Origin of the sequence: Asticcacaulis sp., assembly GCF_035497195.1 — a bacterium.
In the GTDB taxonomy this organism is placed as follows: domain Bacteria; phylum Pseudomonadota; class Alphaproteobacteria; order Caulobacterales; family Caulobacteraceae; genus Asticcacaulis.
Genome location: NZ_DATJDZ010000014.1, coordinates 798,827 through 816,166, shown reverse-complemented (window position 1 = coordinate 816,166; position 17,340 = coordinate 798,827). Strand labels below are relative to the sequence as shown.

Here is a 17,340-nt window from a genome sequence, read left to right as displayed (position 1 = left end):
GTGGTCACTGCACAAGAAAGCACGAAACCCCACACCCCGCCTTCGGCGTTTTCTTGTACCTCCCCGGCTATGCTGGGGAGGGGGACCGCGCCCGAAGGGCGGGGTGGTGGGGTATCTTACTTAACCAATCCGTCCAGGACCTTCTGCGCCATGACCTTGAAGCGCGCCGCCAACGCACCATCCGGTTCCAGCGCCGTCACCGGACGGCCCTCATCGCAGCCCTTGCGCATCGCCGGATCGAGCGGCACTTCGCCGAGGAACGGCACCTTCAACGCCTCCGCCATGCCCTTGGCGCCACCCCGGCCGAAAATCTCCATTTCCGAACCATCCGGCATCATCAGATAAGCCATGTTCTCGACTACGCCGAGCACCGGTATCGCCGTCTTGCCGAACAGGGTCACGGCGCGGCGGGCATCGCTCAGCGCCATTTCCTGCGGGGTGGACACCACCACCGCCCCATCGATCAGGGTCTTCTGAGTCAGGGTCAGTTGCACATCCCCGGTGCCCGGCGGTAGATCGACCACCAGCACATCGAGCGGTTCTTCCGCGGTGCCCCAGCGGCTTTGCGTCAAAAGCTGCGTCAGGGCCTGAGAGGCCATCGGCCCGCGCCAGATCATCGCCTGATCGGGATCGACCAGGAAGCCAACCGAATTGACCTTGAGTCCAAAGGCTTCCAGCGGTACCATCAGCTTGTCGGCGCCAAATTCCGGCGGGTGGCGAAGGCCGAGCATGACCGGCGCCGAGGGGCCATAGATATCGGCGTCGAGATAGCCGACGTTCAGGCCCAGTTGCTGCAAGCCGATGGCCAGCCCCAGCGAGACGGTCGATTTGCCGACCCCGCCCTTGCCGGAACCGACGACAATCACCTTTTTCACATGGTTCGGGCGCACACCGGCGACCGGCGCCTTCGGCCGGCTGTCCTCGACGGCGCGTTCGGAAAGCTTGGCCGACGGCTGCTTTTGTGGTTGCGGATTGGGCGCCAGTTCGGCGGTCAGGACCACCTGCGCCTTTTTCACGCCGTCTAGCTTCGCCAACAGCTTTTCCGAAGCCAGCCGCACCGGACCATATTGCGTCACGCGGTCCTGCGGCACTTCCAGCATGAAGCCGACCCGCTCAGGCGAGAGGATCAGGGCGCGCACCAGTCCGGCATCGCTCAGGCCCTGACCGCTCACAGGATCGATGACGGTATTCAGCGCGGCCAGCACAGTCTCGCGGTCAGGATGGGGCATGGACTATCTTTCAACGAAGCTTGGTTGTAGAAATCGCGTTCCACATAGGCTCTAAGCGCCGTCAATTAAAGTCCAAAAGCCCGCCTGATGCAAAATGACGCGCCCCTTTACCTGCTGGCCGGCCCGACCGCTTCGGGCAAGTCCGCCAAGGCGCTGGCGTGGGCGGAACAAACCGGCGGCACCATCCTCAATGCTGACTCGATGCAACTCTACGCCGACGTGCCGATCCTCACCGCACGCCCGGACGCGGCGGAAACGGCCCGCGCGCCGCACCGGCTTTACGGCCATCTTGACGGCCAGACCCTGTGGTCCACCGGCGACTGGCTGCGCGCCGCCCGCCCCTATATCGCCGAAGCGCTGGCCGGCGGCAAACCGCTGTGCATCGTCGGCGGCACCGGCCTCTATTTCAACGCGCTGGTGCACGGGCTCGCGGAAATTCCCGATATCGACGAGGCGGTGCGGATTGAAGCACGGGCAGCTTTCGAGGAGATGGGTGAAGCGAGATTACGCGATTTCCTGAAACAGCACGATCCGCAGGCCGAAGCCCGCATCATGCCGAACGACCAGCAGCGCCTCTCCCGCGCTTACGAAGTCTGGCTGCAAACCGGCCGTGCGCTGACCGACTGGCAGACCCATACCGTGCCGGAACTGGCGGCGGATACCTACAGGCTGGACATCCTGCATCCCGATCGCGCCTGGCTTTATGAGCGCTGCGACCGGCGCCTGCAAATCATGCTGGATCATGGCGCGCTCGATGAGGTTCGGGCACTGATAGATAAGGGCCTGACCCCCGACTGGCCGATCATGCGCGTATTGGGACTTGGCGAATTTACGGCGCATCTGCGCGGAGATATGACCTTAGAAGACGCACTCACCCTGGCCCGGCAAAAAACCCGCAACTACGCCAAGCGGCAATCGACCTGGTTCCGTAACCAGTTCAAACAACCGGGATAAGTCTTCAACCCCGCTTGCGCCCCTTACGGGAAAGAGATACCTTTTCCCGGAGCAAACCTGTGGGGGGTTCCATGACATTGAAACTAGATCGCCGTTCCCTTTTGCGGCTTTCCGGCGCCGTATCCGCACTCGGCTTTCTGCCACACGCTGCGCGAGCGGACGACAAGACCGCGCCGGCTTCCAGCGGTCCGCCGCAGATCGAAATCTATGCCGCCACCCCCCAGGTCGATAACATCGCCCTGTCGCCGGATGGCAAGCGCGTCGCCGTCATCAGCCAGACCGGCGACGACAAGATGCTGATCTATTTCGATGTCGCCGATCCCTCGGCGAAAAGCATTCGCCTGGGGCCGGCGAAGATCCGCAACCTGTTCTGGGGCGATAACGACCACGTCGTCATCGTCGATTCGCAAACCACCTCCCTGCCCCAGTTCACCGGCAGCAAACAGGAACTGAGCTTGGCGCGCGTGCTCGATCTGCGCACGGTCAAGCTGCGCACCCTGTTTGACAAGGAAGATGATTTTTACGGCATCGTCATGGGGCCGGTCTACCGCGTCAAGATCAACGGCGTCTACAGCCTGATGGCGGCAAACTATCGTATGCGCGGCGAATATAACTACTGCATGTATCAGTTCGGTCTCGATTCCCCGCGCGGCAAACTGGCCTATGAATCGTCACGCGACACCGAAGGTTTCGTCGTGGCGCCGGATGGATATCTGGTCGCCTATTCCGAATTCGACGATATGCGTAAGGAATGGCGGCTGTATTACAACATGGCCCCGCGCGGCAAGATAGAGACCTTCAAGGTCATCCACAAGATGAAGGAAGCGCTCGATTATCCGTCGCTGGAGGGCCTCGGCCGCGACGGCGCCTCCGTCGTCGTCTATTTCAGCAAGGGCGAGACCAAGGGCGAATATCACGAGATTTCCGCTGAAGGGATATTGGGACCTTCGCTCGACACCAGTGACTATATCAGCACTTCGCCCTTGTATCATCCGGTCACTCGCCGGCTGGCCGGGTTTTCCCATAATGACGACTGGATAAGATACGATTACACCGATCCGCTGCTGAAGAAGATTGCCGACTCTCTGCCGCAACTGATGGGTGATGACTACCGCGCGGCGATCATCGAATATGCCGAAGATCCGCGCAAGATGATCCTCTACGGCGAAAACGCCGAGGACGCCGGCACCTATTATTTCGCCGATCTCTCGACCGGCGACCTCCAGGTGCTCAGCCAGAACTACGACAACCTGCCCGTTGAATGGATCACCGAGAAGACCGCCATCGCCTACAAGGCGGCCGACGGGCTGGACATTCCCAGCTACCTCACCCTGCCGCATGGCAAGCCGGCGCAGGATTTGCCGCTGATCGTCCTGCCGCACGGGGGCCCGCAAGCCCGCGACTATATCGGTTTTGACTGGCAGGCCCAGGCGCTGGCGTCACGCGGCTATGCCGTGCTGCAACCCAACTTCCGTGGCTCCGACGGCTACGGCAGCGGATTTACCGATGCCGGACATGGCGAATTCGGCCGCAAGATGCAGACCGACCTCAGCGATGGCGTGCGCTATCTGGTCAAAAAAGGCATGGTCGATCCGAAGCGCGTGGCGATCATGGGCGCCTCCTATGGCGGCTATGCGGCCCTGGCCGGCGCCACGCTCGATCCCGGCATCTATAATTGCGCCGTGTCGATCGCCGGCGTCAGCGATCCGAAGAGCTTTATCAGCTTTGTGGCCGAAAAAACGGACAGCCGCAGCAGTTCCAGTGTGTTGTACTGGAAGCAGTTCATGGGCGATCCGGATACCTATGACGAAATATCGCCGGTCAAACAGGCGGCGAAGGCGTCCTGCCCGATCCAGTTGATCCACGGCACGGACGATACCGTGGTGCCGATCGACCAGAGCCGGCGCATGGAAAGCGCGCTGAAAAAGGCCGGAAAGCCGGTAGAGTTCGTCACCTACAAGGGACAGGACCACTGGGAAACCGTCGGCTCGTCACGTATCGAAATGATGAAGGTGGCGCTGGCCTTTCTCGATAAACACAACCCGGCCTGACTACAAATTTGCAGGTTATATCCGAGGGGGAATTCATGACTATTTTCAATCGCCGCCATTTATTAACGACCGCCGGCGCCGGCGCCATTACCGCCACGGCCCTTGCCCGTTCTGTTCGCGCCGCTGATGCGCCGGCGCCTTCCGGGCCGCCCGCTATCGAGATTTACGCCGGCTCGCCGCTCGTGGACCAGATCGCCCTGTCGCCCAATGGCCAGCGCATCGCCATCGTTACTCAGAAGGGCGATGAAAAGAAGCTGCTATATTACGACATCGCCAATCCGGCGCCCAAAAGTATTGCTCTCGGCCCGGCCAAGGTGCGTGACCTGTTCTGGGGCGATAATGACCATGTGATTCTGGCCGATTCCGAGACCCGGGCGCTCGCCGGCTTTGCCGGCTATCGTCACGAATTCCTTCTGGCGCGCAGCATTGATGTCAACACCGCCCAGATCACGACCTTCTTTTACAATATGGGCGGCTTCTACAATATCGTGATGGGCGACTTGCAGCGCATCAAAACGCCTGAAGGCTATCGCGTCACCGCTTCCAATTATCGCCTCCAGACCGATGATGGGGTGAATTCCCTCTATGACGGCAAGCTGTACCTGTACAGCTTCAGCCTGGATAAGGCCGCGCCGCGCATGATTTGCGACGCCTCGCCGGAGGCGGTAAGATTCACTGTAGGGCCGGACGGGACTCCCATCGCCTATGTGGAGCAAATCTCGCTGCATAATGAATGGCGCCTCTATATCAACAGCACGCCGGGCGACAAGGACCCGCATTTCCGCCTCGCCTACAGCATGAAAGACCCTGTGGATCTGCCCAGTCTCGAAGGCATTGGGCGCGATGGTCAATCCGTAGTCGTATTCTTCAACAAGGGCGAAAATCAAGGCGAATTCCGTGAAATTTCCGCCGACGGCACGCTGAGCGACCCCCTCGATCCCGATGCACAGCTTGACCGGTCGCCGCTGTTCCACCCGGTCACGCGTCGGCTGGCGGGTTTCAGATATGCCGATGACTGGCCGCGCGACGATTATTTCGATCCGATGCTGAAAAAGCTGGCCGAGGCTCTGCCGCAGGTCGTCGATGCCGGCGACCGCGTTAGGATTGTCGATTTCGCCGAAGATCCACGCAAGATGATCATCTATGTCGAGAATGCGCATAATGCCGGGAACTACGTCTTTATCGATTTCACGACCGGCGGCGGCTCAACGGTGGCTACCAATTACGCCACCTTGCCACCGGAGTGGATCACGGAAAAGCAGCCGATCGACTACAAGGCCGCTGACGGGCTGGACATTCACGCCTATCTGACTCTGCCCCCGGAGGTGGCCCTGAACGGGCGGCCCGCGAAAAACCTGCCGCTGGTCGTATTGCCGCATGGCGGTCCGTGGTCGCGTGATTTCGTTGATTTCGACTGGCAGCCGCAGGTGCTGGCCTCGCGCGGCTATGCGGTGCTGCAACCGGATTTTCGCGGCTCAAGTGGTCACGGGCGCGCCTTCATGGATGCGGGCAATGGCGAATTTGGCCGCAAGATGCAGACAGATCTGTCCGATGGCGTGCGCGCGCTGGTGAAGCAGGGCCTTGTCGATCCGAAGCGCGTGGCGATCCTGGGCGCCTCCTACGGCGGCTATGCCGCGCTGGCGGGCGCGACGCTCGATCCCGGCGTTTACAACTGCGCCGTCTCCATCGCCGGGCTTTCCGATCCCCGCGCTTTCGTCAGTTACCTGCTCGAATCGACCAACAATATGGATACCCCCGGCATTGTGCATTGGCGTCAGGTGCTGGGCGACAAGTCAGACTGGGACGACATCGCGCCTGCCCGTCAGGCGGCGAAAGCCTCCTGCCCGATTCTGCTGATTCATGGCACCGACGATACCGTGGTGCCGATCGACCAGAGCCGGCGCATGGAAAGCGCGCTTAAGGCGGCTGGCAAGGACGTCCAGTTCATTACCTACAAGGGACAAGACCACTGGGAAACCGTCGGCTCATCCCGCATCGAAATGATGAAGGCGGCGCTGGCCTTTCTCGATAAGCACAACCCGGCCTGATAAGTCGTATTTTGGAAAGCTTCATGACTATTGCCTTCAACCGCCGTCACCTGCTGACCGCCGTCATCGCCGCCGCCTTTGCGCCCAAGGTGTTCGCAGGAGATGCGCAAACCCCGCCGCGCCCTTCCATCGAAGACTGGGCAAAAGCGCCCGAGCTCAGTCATGTCGCCCTGTCACCGGACGGCACGCAGATCGCCTATATCCGCGAGCAGGAAGGCAATAAGCTTATCTATCATTACGACAGCCGGACAAAGCAGTTCCAGACCTTCAATACCGGCGTCAATCCGATTGGCATTGTCAGTTGGATAGATAACGAACATCTGGCGGTGAGCACGCATTACTCGATCGCCAAGTCGTCTTTTATGGGCCTGCGGAACAATTTTTTTCAGGTCAGCCTCTATAATGTAACTCAGAAGAACCTGATCACCCTCTTCGACCCGATGAAGGACACATCTTCAGAAAGGGCCTGGTGGATGGGCAGCATTCAGCGCCTGATCATAAACGGCGTTCCCTTTGTCCAGACAGCCTGTCTGCGCGGTGAACAACGGATGCTGGTCCGCTTTGCAATGGACAAACAAGCCTACGATATCATCGATACTGGTGGCGATGAGATTGAGAACTGGGTGACGACACCTGATGGCGCACTGGTCGCCCGCGCTGAATACTATGCAGTGAAAAAAACCTGGACACTCAGCTTCCGCCGTAGCGGGTTGTGGAAGGAAGTGTACAGCTACAAGGGTGAATTGGACTCCCCTTCCCTGCTTGGCCTGGGCCGTGATGGCAAGACAGTCGTGGTTTATCAGGAAAAGGAAAACGACAACGGTCAATATTACGAAGTCGATTCCGAAGGCAATTTCTCGGCACCACTCGATGCGCCTGGCATCAGCCGCAGCGCTCTGTTCGATCCCCTGACCTTCCGTCTTGCCGGTTTTGCGACCTTCGACGGCTGGTTCAGCTATCATTATTTCGATCCGAAACGTCAGGATCTCGTCTCCAAGGCGGAAAAAGCTGTCGAAGGCTACCGCATGTCGATCGCCGAACAGGCCGACGACCCCCGCAAGATGATCGTCTATTCCGAAGGGGGCGATGACGCCGGCACCTTTTACCTGATCGATTTCGGCACCGGCCAGACCATGACGATTGGCGAGGCCTATCCGCACATTCCGCTCGAATGGATCACCAGTAAGAAGCCGGTCAGGTACAAGGCGGCCGACGGGCTGGAGATTGAAGCCTACCTCACCTTGCCGCCAAACCGCGAGGCGAAAAACCTGCCTCTGGTAGTCCTGCCACATGGCGGGCCGGCCTCGCGCGATGATCTCAGCTATGATTGGGAAGTCCAGACCTATGCCTCACGGGGTTATGCCGTATTGCAGCCGAACTTCCGGGGCTCCAGTGGGTATGGGTATGCTTTCGAGCGCGCCGGAGACGGCCAGGTCGGCCGCAAAATGCAAACCGATCTGTCGGATGGCGTACGTTATTTGGCAGCGCAAGGCCTGATCGATCCGAAACGCGTGTGCATCATCGGCACTTCCTACGGTGGTTACGCCGCATTCGCCGGCGCTACCCTTGATACCGGCGTCTATAATTGTGCGGTTTCGATCGCCGGCCTTTCCGACGCGACCAAGTGGCGCGAAGGAGAACGCTATTATCTCGCGGGCGTTATTTCCCCCGCCTATACCTATGCCAGGCGCCTGCTTGGAGATGCGCCAAAGCTAGACGATATTTCGCCGATCAAGCACGTTGACAAGGTTACTATTCCCGTCCTGATCATGCACGGCAAGGATGACAGCGTGGTGCCAATCAATCAAAGCGTGGACATGTACAAGGCGCTGAAAGCCGCCGGCAAAACTGTGATCTATAAAGAAGTGGAACATGCCGAACACGGCGCCACCACGGAGGCGTCGCGTATCGAAATGCTCAACACAACTATCGCTTTCATCGAAAAGTACAATCCGCCAGCATAAGCCGCACTAAAAAAGCCGCCGGATCGCTCCGGCGGCTTTTTTGTTTCAGTTGCAAAGTCGCTTACAGCGCCTTGATAGTCACCTTTTCCTCAGCCCGCGTGATCAGCGGATTGCGCAGGCCGTAGGCGTAAGGGGCGGCAGTGATTTCAAACACGTCGCCATCCTTGGTCTGTATGCCGTCGGCAAAGGACGCCGTGGCCGTGCCGAAGCAATGGACATGGACATCGCCCGGCTGACGGAACAGGTCGTACTTGAAATGGTGGTGTTCCAGGTTATCGAGCGAGTGGGACATGTTGTCCTCGCCCGAAATGAATGGCTTTTCCCAGATCACCTCATTGCCGCGCCAGATGCGCGACGTGCCACGCACATCCTTCGGCAGGTCTCCGGTCAGGATTTCGACGCCGAGCGACGCCGGACGCAGCTTGGAGTGGGCCAGCCACAGATAGTTCTGCTTCTCGGTGACGTGATCGGAAAATTCGTTGGCGAGGGCATAGCCGATCCGGTACGGCGCGCCATCATCGCCGATAACGTAGATGCCGGCCATTTCAGGCTCCTCGCCGCCATCTTCGGCGAACGACGGCGATTGCAGGTCGGCGCCGGGGCCGACCAGCGTCGTGCCATTGCCCTTATAGAACCATTCGGGTTGCGCGCCAACCGTACCGGCTTCCGGCTTGCCGTTCTTCACGCCCATCAGGAACATGCGCATCGAGTCGGTCTGAGTTTCGGCAGCGGCGGCGGCTTTGTGCATCTTGTCGCGGCCCTCGGCGGAACCGAGGTGGGTCAGGCCTGTGCCAGTGACGTGCAGGTGGGCGGCATCGGGGTGATCGATCGGCGCCAGAACGCGGCCTTCCGACAGCGCTACAGCGACATCAACCTCTTCGCCCAAGCCTTGCGCCGCCACCTGATCGCCCAACGATTTGCCGGCCGCGATGGCCTTGCGGGCCAGTTCGTAGGTGGATTTGACGCCGGCAATGACGCGTGCAGACCCGTCCGCCTGGCCCGCCAGAACGCGGCGTTCGCCTTCCGGCGTGACAATCTGTATAAGGCGTAGGGCGTCTTTCGCGGACATGGCACGATCCTCTCTGTGCGGGCATGATTAAAGCAACGCCCGCTATTAACTCAGACAAATAGCTATAGCAGCCGCTCTTTAACTTGTAAATTCACTTTGTCAAACAGACAATTCAATGTCATGTGTGAAGCATGAGGAAACCTATATCGAATACGCCCCCGGACGAGCGGTCTACAGGCAACCGGCTGAAGATCAGCAGCTCCCGTCCCCTGCGTGGCGACAGCCAGCACAATGCCGCCACCCACGGCCATACCATGTATCAGGGCCGCCTGCATGGCGCCCTGGCGCACCGGCTCGGCGTCGATATCCTGCGCGGCACCTTCAAGTCCGGCGAGATCCTGCCCAACGAAATCGAATCGAGTTCCAAGCTCGCTATCTCGCGCTCAGCCTACCGTGAGGCGATTCGCATCCTGGCCGCCAAGGGCATGGTCGAAAGCCGCCCGAAAACCGGCACCCGCGTCACCGAACGTGAGCGCTGGAACCTGCTCGATCCCGAAGTGCTCGGCTGGATGTTCGAGACCGAACCGAGCCAGGACTTTATCAAGGCGTTATTCGAACTGCGCCTGATCACCGAACCGGCCGCCGCCGAACTGGCCGCCATCCGCCGCAGCGACGAACAGGTAGAGCAGATGCGCGCCGCGCTGGAGATCATGAAGCGCGACACCCTGCAAACCGAAACCGGCCGACGGGCCGATCTCGAATTCCACCACGCGCTGATTCAAGCCACAAGCAACGAAGCCCTGGCTTCGCTCTCAAGTTCCATCGAGGCCGCCGTTTCGTGGACCACGCGTTACAAGGCGCGGCACAACGCCCTGACCCGCGATCCCGTGCCCGATCACGAACGGGTTTTCGAGGCGATCGAGCGCCGCGACGCCGGCGGCGCGCGCTGGTGCATGGAATCACTTATTCGCATGGCGCACGAAGATACGCAAAAAACATTTCACCCTTAAAAAGTAGAGTGGAGGCAAGCGTAAGCCGCCGGTCCGCACGACGGATTCGATCACTTTTGCGCTTTATTTTGTACGATATATGCTTTTTTTATTGTCTGACTAATGCCCAGGCGGTATGACAGGTCACGACAATCATAAACGCGTGCCTGATATAGGGCGCGGCGATGCAGGATGAACAGCCGGTGCCGCCTGGTGGCGCCATTAACGGTTTCAGAGAGGATGTCATTAATGTCAGTTACGAAGAGAATGCTACTGGTCGCCAGCCTGAGCGCGCTGAGCGTGGGCGCGATGCTGTCCTTGAGCGCGTGCAGCGACAAGACCGCGAAAACCGAAAGCGCCGCTACGGCCGCCGCCGGCGTCACCGCGACCCGCGCCGACTTCGGCAAGCTGTCCGACGGCACCGCCATTGAAAGCGTCACCCTCAAAAACACCAAAGGCATCACCCTCAAGCTGATCACCTACGGCGCCGCCATGCAGAGCCTGATGGTGCCTGACAAGGCCGGCACGCCGGCCGACATCATCATCGGCTATGACTCGATCGAAGGCTACGAAAAGACCCCGAACTACACCAATGTGACGGTCGGCCGTTACGCCAACCGTATCGCCGGCGGCAAGTTCACACTTGAGGGCAAGACCTACACCCTGCCGATCAACGACAAGACCAACACCCTGCACGGTGGGCCGAAGGGCTGGGACAAGAAGGTCTGGGCCATCAAGGACGTTCAGCAGGGCGCCGACCAGGCTTCCGTCACCTTTACCCTGACCTCGCCCGACGGCGATGAAGGCTTCCCCGGCACCGTCGTCGCCGAAGTGACCTATACGCTCAATGAAAACAACGATGTCGCCATCAGCTACAAGGCGACGACCGATAAGCCGACCGTGGTCAACCTGACCAATCACGGCCTGTATAACCTGGGCGGCATCCCCGCCACGCGCCTGGCCACCGACGCCGAACTCAAGATCGAATCCGACGCCATCCTGCCGGTTGACGCCCACCTGATCCCGACGGGCAAGGAACTGCCGGTCAAGGGCACGCCGTTTGACTTCACCACGCCGGCAGTGGTCACCGACCGCGCCAAGTCGAACGATCCGCAGATCGTTCTGGTCAATCAGGGCATCGACCACAACTACATCATCCGTGGCGGCGTGACCGCCACGCCGAAGCTGGCCGTGACGCTGGAAGACAAGACCTCCGGCCGCGGCATGACCATCTCGACCACCGAACCGGGCATCCAGATGTATACCGGCAACTTCCTCGACGGCAAGATCGTCGGCAAGGGCGGCCAGTCGCTGGTCAAGTATCAGGCCATCGCCTTTGAGGCCCAGCGCTATCCGGACAGCCCCAACCATCCGGCCTTCCCGACCACGCGTCTTGATCCGGGCCAGACCTATACCCAGACTACCGTTCAACACTTCTACACAGTAAAGTAAACCGACCCTATGTCCGACTCCGCCACACCGCAAAAGCTCCGTTCCCGCGCCTGGTTCGACAATCCGTCGAACCCGGACATGACGGCGCTGTACCTCGAACGCTACATGAACTTCGGTTTGTCGCTGGAGGAACTGCAATCGGGCAAGCCGATCATCGGCATCGCCCAGACGGGGTCGGACCTTTCTCCCTGTAACCGCCACCACATGGTGCTGGCCGATCGTATCCGGGCCGGCATCATCGAGGCCGGCGGCATTCCGCTGGAATTCCCGGTTCACCCGATCCAGGAAACCGGCAAGCGCCCGACCGCCGGCCTTGACCGCAACCTGGCCTATATCGGCCTCGTCGAGGTGCTTTACGGTTATCCGCTCGATGGCGTGGTGCTGACCATCGGCTGCGACAAGACCACCCCCGCCTGCCTGATGGCGGCCGCCACCGTCAATATCCCCGCCATTGCCCTCTCCGTTGGTCCCATGCTCAACGGCTGGTACAAGGGCGAGCGCACCGGTTCCGGCACCATCGTCTGGAAGGCCCGTGAACTGCTGGCCGCCGGCGAGATCGACTATCAGGGCTTCATCAAGCTCGTCGCCTCGTCTGCGCCATCCACCGGCTATTGCAACACCATGGGCACGGCCACCACAATGAATTCGCTGGCCGAGGCACTGGGGATGCAACTCCCCTATTCGGCCGCCATCCCGGCGCCGCACCGCGACCGCCAGGAAATCTCCTACCTCACCGGCAAGCGCATCGTCGGCATGGTCCATGAAGACCTGAAGCCTTCGGATATCCTGACCAAGGAAGCCTTCATCAACGCCATCCGAGTCAATTCGGCCATCGGCGGCTCGACCAACGCGCCGATCCACCTCAACGCCCTGGCCCGCCATATCGGCGTCGATCTCAAGGTCGAGGAGTGGCAGGAGTTCGGTGAAGAAGTGCCGCTGCTGGTCAACCTGATGCCGGCCGGCGAATATCTCGGCGAGGATTATCACCATGCCGGCGGCGTGCCCGCCGTCGTCAAGCAACTGATGAACCAGGGCCTGATCTTTGAGAACGCCATCACCGCCAACGGCAAAACTATCGGCGAAAACTGCGGCAAGGCCGTCATCGAAGACGAAAAGGTCATCAAGCCTTATGACCAGCCGCTGAAAGAACGCGCCGGTTTCCGCGTCCTCTCCGGCAACCTGTTCACCTCGGCCATCATGAAGGTGTCGGTCATCTCGCCGGAATTCCGCCAGCGCTACCTGTCTAATCCCGCCGATCCGGAGGCCTTTGAAGGCCGCGCCATCGTCTTCGACGGGCCGGAAGACTATCACCATCGCATCGATGATGAATCGCTGAATATCGACGAGCACTGCATCCTGTTCATGCGCGGCGCCGGCCCGATCGGCTATCCGGGCGCCGCCGAAGTCGTCAACATGCGCTGCCCCACCTATCTGCTGGCGCGCGGCATCCATAGCCTGGCCTGTATCGGTGATGGCCGCCAATCCGGCACCTCCGGCTCGCCCTCGATCCTCAACGCCTCCCCGGAAGCGGCGGCGGGCGGCAACCTGGCCCTGCTGGTCACCGGCGACCGTGTGCGCGTCGATCTCAATACCAATACGGTCAATGCGTTGATTTCCGACGCGGAAATGGCCCAGCGCCGCGCGAAACTGGAAGCCGAAGGCGGCTTCAAGTATCCCGCCAGCCAGACACCGTGGCAGGAAATGCAGCGCCGCACCATCGGCCAGATGGATACCGGCGCCTGCCTGGAAGACGCCATCGAGTTCCAGCAGATTGCACAGACCAAGGGCCTGCCCAGGGATAATCATTAATACCGCACCGGCGGTTAAACTGAGGAAACCGTCGATGAGCTTATTGAAAACCGCCTTGTTGACGGCCGCGCTCTTTATAAGCGCGGCCGTTTCCGCATCCGCCGACAGCTTCCCGGTCAGGATCGAAATCGACGCCGCAAAGACCACCGGGCCGGTCGAGCCGATCTGGCGCTTCTTTGGCGCCGACGAACCCAACTACGCCACCATGAAGGACGGCCGTTCGCTGCTCACTTCGCTGGGCGAACTCTCCCCCGGTCATGTCTATTTTCGCGCCCACAACCTGCTCAGCACCGGCGACGGCACCCCGGCCTTCAAATGGGGCAGCACCAACGCCTATACCGAGGATGCGCAAGGCAACCCGGTTTATAACTGGACGATCATCGACCACATCTTCGACACCTACCTGGCGCGCGGCGTAAAGCCCTATGTCGAGATCGGCTTCATGCCGGAAGCCTTGTCCACCAACCCCGAACCCTATCAGCATCAGTGGCGCCCCGGCCTCGATTACCGCGACATCAAGACCGGCTGGGCCTATCCGCCCAGGGACTACGCCAAGTGGCAGGAACTGGTCTATCAGTGGGTCAGACACTGCGTCGAGCGCTACGGCCACGACGAGGTGGCGAGCTGGTACTGGGAAACCTGGAACGAGGCCAATCTCGACTTCTACTGGGGCGGCACGCGCGAGGAATTCTTCAAACTGCACGAGGTCTCGGTAAAGGCCGTGCGTCGCGCCCTGCCCGACGCCCGCGTCGGCGGCCCGGACATGGCCGGTTCGGACAAGACATTCCTTACCGGCTTCATGGACCATATGGAGCAGACCAATACCCCCACCGACTTCCTCTCTTTCCATGCCAAGGGCGGGCCGGAATTTATAGACGGTCATGTCCGCATGGGCATCGCCCAGCAATTGAAAGGCGCGGATAACGCTTTCGCCACCATCGCCGCCCGTTCGGCCTTCAGGGACAAGCCGATCATCATCGGTGAGTTCGACCCCGAAGGCTGCGCCGCCTGCCAGGGACCGGCCAACGCCTATCGCAATGGCACCATGTATTCGAGCTATACGGCCGCCAGCTTTCCGCGTGTCGCCGAACTGGCGCAAAGGCGTGGCGTCAAGCTGGAAGGCGCGCTAAGCTGGGCGTTCGAGTTCGAGGACCAGCGCTATTTCGCCGGTTTCCGTCAACTCGCCAGCAATGGCGTCGATATGCCGGTGCTCAATGTCTTCCGCCTGTTCGCCCGGATGAAGGGCCAGCATGTGGCCGCCACATCGGATCATGAAACGCCGCTGGATGCGGTCCTGTCCGGTGGCGTGCGCGGCGATCCCGATGTCGGCGTCACGGCGGCCCGCGATGGCGACACCTTGAGCGTACTCGTCTGGCACTACCATGATGACGATCTCGCCGGACCTGATGCCGAGGTGTCTCTGGCGCTCGATCACCTGCCGGCGGCGTTCAAAAAAGGCGCGGTGATGACGCGCTACCGCGTCGACGCCACCCACGCCAACAGCTTCGCTGCCTGGCAGGCGATGGGGTCTCCGCTGGCGCCGGACAATGCGCAATACGCCACCCTGAAAGCCGCGGCGCAACTGACGCCCGACGCGCCGGTGGCCGTAAAAGCCAACAGCCTGGCCTTCGACCTGCCGCGTCAGGGCGTCACCCTGCTCGTCATTACACCGGCGCCGAAATAGCCGCCTTGCGTTCCAGCCGGATCGCCAGCCAGGCCACGGCGAAGGCCGAAACCGGCAGGATGGCCGCGACGTAAGGCACGGCGTTCAGGCCATGAAGACTGCCTGCGATCACGGCGCCGCCGATGCCGGCGCCGATGGCGTTGCCCAGGTTGAAAGCGGCGATATTGAAGCTCGACGCCAGGCTCTGGCCGGAGCCTTCCGCCTTGCTCAGCACCCAGATTTGCAGGGGCGGCACGGTGGCGAATCCGGTGACGCCAAGCAGGCCCACGAACACCACGGCGGCGATCTTGTCATGCAGGGCCAGCCCCATCAGCGCCAGCACCACGAACAGGGCGATGACGGAGCCGAGCAGCGCACCGATCAGGTTTTTGTCAGCCAACCGGCCGCCGAGCAGGTTGCCCAGCACCAGACCGCCGCCAAAGACCAGCAGGATCGGCGCGACTGCGCCTTCGCTGAAACCGGTGATCGTCGTCAGGAGCGGCGCGATATAGGTGAAGACGGCAAAGACGCCAGCAAAACCGAGCACCGTCGTCAGCAGGCCCAAGAGAACGGGCCGGCGGGTGAATATCTTGAAATCGGCCTTCCAGTCATCGGTCGTTTTCGGCGCCTCGGTGTGCGGCACGAACGCCGCCAGCACCGTCATGGCCGCCACGCCGATCAGGCCTACCGCCCAGAAGGTGGCGCGCCAGCCGTAATGCTGACCCAGCCAGGTGCCGAAGGGCACGCCCAGCACATTGGCGACGGTCAGGCCGGTGAACATCAGCGCCACGGCGGAGGCGCGGCGCTCGGCCGGCACCAGCGAGGTGGCCAGCACCGAGCCGATGCCGAAGAAGGTGCCATGCGCCAGCGCCGTCACCACGCGCGCGGTCATCAGCAAGCCGTAGGTTGGGGCCAGGGCGCAGGCGATATTGCCGATGGTGAAGATCAGCATCAGGGCGATCAGCGCCTTCTTTTGCGGCCAGCGCGACATCCAGCCGGTCAGCAATGGCGCACCGGCGACGACGCCCAGGGCATAACCGCTGATCAGCAGACCGGCTTTCGAGACACTGACATTGAAATCATGGCCGACATCGAGCAGCAGGCCCATGATGACGAATTCGGTGACGCCGATACCAAAGGCGCCGATGGTCAGGGCATAAAGAGCGAGAGGCATAAACAACTCCTTGAATGGAGCCGCCAACATAGACAGTTTGCTTGAGGTGAATTAGATTGCCATTCAGACAAATATTTATGAATTGAATTCACTATGCGTCAGGATAGCAACCGCTTCGGCGACATGGAGGTCTTTGTGCGGGTGGTCGATCTCGGCGGCTTCACCTCGGCCGCGAAGGCGCTCGCCCTCACCCCTTCAGCGGTCAGCAAACTGATCAGCCGGCTGGAAGCGCGGCTCGGCGCCCGGCTGATCAACCGTTCCACCCGCCGCCTTCTGCTGACGCCGGAAGGCGAACAGTTCTACGAACGCAGCGTGCGCCTGCTGGCTGATCTGGTTGATGCCGAACGCAGTATCGGCGCCGATCGTACACCGCGCGGCCGCCTGCGCGTCAGCGTCAATGTGCCGGTGGGGCGGCGTATCCTGCTGCCGCTGGTGCCGGCCTTCCTGGCGCTCTATCCGGACATCGAACTCGATATCTCGATGACCGACCTGGTGGTCGATCTGTTCGAGCAGCGCACCGATGTCGCCATCCGATCCGGCCCGATGAAAAGCTCCGGCCTGATGGCGCGCAAGCTCGGACAGACCACGCTCAAAATCGTCGCCACGCCCGGTTATCTCGAACGCCACGGCACACCCCGGACGCCGGACGATCTGGCCCGTCATCGCTCGGTCGGTTTCGGCTATAGCCGCCAGATGGATGGCTGGCCTTTGCGGATCGATGGCCAGACGCAGATTTTCACCGTGCCCGGCCCGGTCAAGGTCAGTGACGGCGACAGCGTTTACGGCCTGTGCCTCGCCGGCGTCGGTTTGGCGCGGCTGGCCCATTACATGATCAGCAATGATATTGCCGCCGGACGGCTGGTGCCCGTGCTGGAAGACTGGAATCCGCACGATATCGAAGAGATGCACGCCGTCTATCTCGGCCAGGGCGGACATATGCCCGGCCGTATCCGCGCTTTTCTTGATTTTCTGAGCGCACATGTGCAAATGAAATGACG

Annotated in this window: 12 protein-coding genes; 9 read left to right on the top strand and 3 right to left on the bottom strand. The window is 61.1% G+C overall.

Annotated elements, in window-relative coordinates; all coding sequences use genetic code 11:
* Positions 1-116: 116 nt before the first annotated feature.
* A complete protein-coding gene (locus tag VL130_RS07915; RefSeq protein WP_325362224.1) occupies positions 117-1,229 on the bottom strand; it encodes an Mrp/NBP35 family ATP-binding protein in 1,113 nt (370 codons plus the stop codon).
* A gap of 87 nt (positions 1,230-1,316) precedes the next feature.
* On the opposite strand from VL130_RS07915, the gene miaA reads away from it, so the two are divergent.
* The 4 genes from miaA to VL130_RS07895 all read left to right on the top strand — a co-directional run bounded on the left by miaA (position 1,317) and on the right by VL130_RS07895 (position 8,246).
* Entirely contained in the window at positions 1,317-2,183 is an 867-nt protein-coding gene (gene miaA / locus VL130_RS07910; protein ID WP_325362223.1) for a tRNA (adenosine(37)-N6)-dimethylallyltransferase MiaA, read from the top strand.
* Between the two features lie 71 nt (positions 2,184-2,254).
* On the top strand, positions 2,255-4,234 hold the full coding sequence (locus tag VL130_RS07905) for a S9 family peptidase (RefSeq protein ID WP_325362222.1): 1,980 nt from the start codon (positions 2,255-2,257) through the stop codon (positions 4,232-4,234).
* Positions 4,235-4,269: 35 nt separating this feature from the next.
* On the top strand, positions 4,270-6,282 hold the full coding sequence (locus tag VL130_RS07900) for a S9 family peptidase (RefSeq protein ID WP_325362221.1): 2,013 nt from the start codon (positions 4,270-4,272) through the stop codon (positions 6,280-6,282).
* A gap of 23 nt (positions 6,283-6,305) precedes the next feature.
* Positions 6,306-8,246 (top strand): S9 family peptidase, encoded by a 1,941-nt coding sequence (locus VL130_RS07895; RefSeq protein WP_325362220.1) that lies wholly within the window; start codon positions 6,306-6,308, stop codon positions 8,244-8,246.
* A 61-nt stretch (positions 8,247-8,307) separates the two neighbouring features.
* On the opposite strand, the gene araD1 is transcribed toward VL130_RS07895, so the two are convergent.
* Positions 8,308-9,315: an AraD1 family protein gene (gene araD1, locus VL130_RS07890; protein ID WP_325362219.1), complete on the bottom strand. Its 1,008-nt coding sequence runs from the start codon at positions 9,313-9,315 to the stop codon at positions 8,308-8,310.
* A gap of 131 nt (positions 9,316-9,446) precedes the next feature.
* Here araD1 and VL130_RS07885 point away from each other — a divergent pair, with 131 nt between their 5' ends.
* The 4 genes from VL130_RS07885 to VL130_RS07870 all read left to right on the top strand — a co-directional run bounded on the left by VL130_RS07885 (position 9,447) and on the right by VL130_RS07870 (position 15,189).
* The gene (locus VL130_RS07885; RefSeq protein WP_325362218.1) at positions 9,447-10,265 is read left to right on the top strand and encodes a FadR/GntR family transcriptional regulator; all 819 of its coding nucleotides are present in this window, start codon (positions 9,447-9,449) and stop codon (positions 10,263-10,265) included.
* Positions 10,266-10,493: 228 nt separating this feature from the next.
* A complete protein-coding gene (locus VL130_RS07880) occupies positions 10,494-11,696 on the top strand; it encodes an aldose epimerase family protein (RefSeq protein WP_325362217.1) in 1,203 nt (400 codons plus the stop codon).
* Positions 11,697-11,705: 9 nt separating this feature from the next.
* The gene (locus VL130_RS07875; RefSeq protein WP_325362216.1) at positions 11,706-13,505 is read left to right on the top strand and encodes an IlvD/Edd family dehydratase; all 1,800 of its coding nucleotides are present in this window, start codon (positions 11,706-11,708) and stop codon (positions 13,503-13,505) included.
* Positions 13,506-13,539: 34 nt separating this feature from the next.
* Entirely contained in the window at positions 13,540-15,189 is a 1,650-nt protein-coding gene (locus VL130_RS07870; RefSeq protein WP_325362214.1) for a GH39 family glycosyl hydrolase, read from the top strand.
* Here the strand turns inward: VL130_RS07870 and VL130_RS07865 are convergent.
* On the bottom strand, positions 15,170-16,342 hold the full coding sequence (locus VL130_RS07865) for an MFS transporter (RefSeq protein WP_325362212.1): 1,173 nt from the start codon (positions 16,340-16,342) through the stop codon (positions 15,170-15,172). The two genes, VL130_RS07870 and VL130_RS07865, sit on opposite strands and share 20 nt — an antisense overlap.
* Before the next feature lie 93 nt (positions 16,343-16,435).
* Between VL130_RS07865 and VL130_RS07860 the strand changes: the two genes are divergently transcribed.
* The gene (locus VL130_RS07860; protein ID WP_325362211.1) at positions 16,436-17,338 is read left to right on the top strand and encodes a LysR family transcriptional regulator; all 903 of its coding nucleotides are present in this window, start codon (positions 16,436-16,438) and stop codon (positions 17,336-17,338) included.
* Positions 17,339-17,340: the final 2 nt, after the last annotated feature.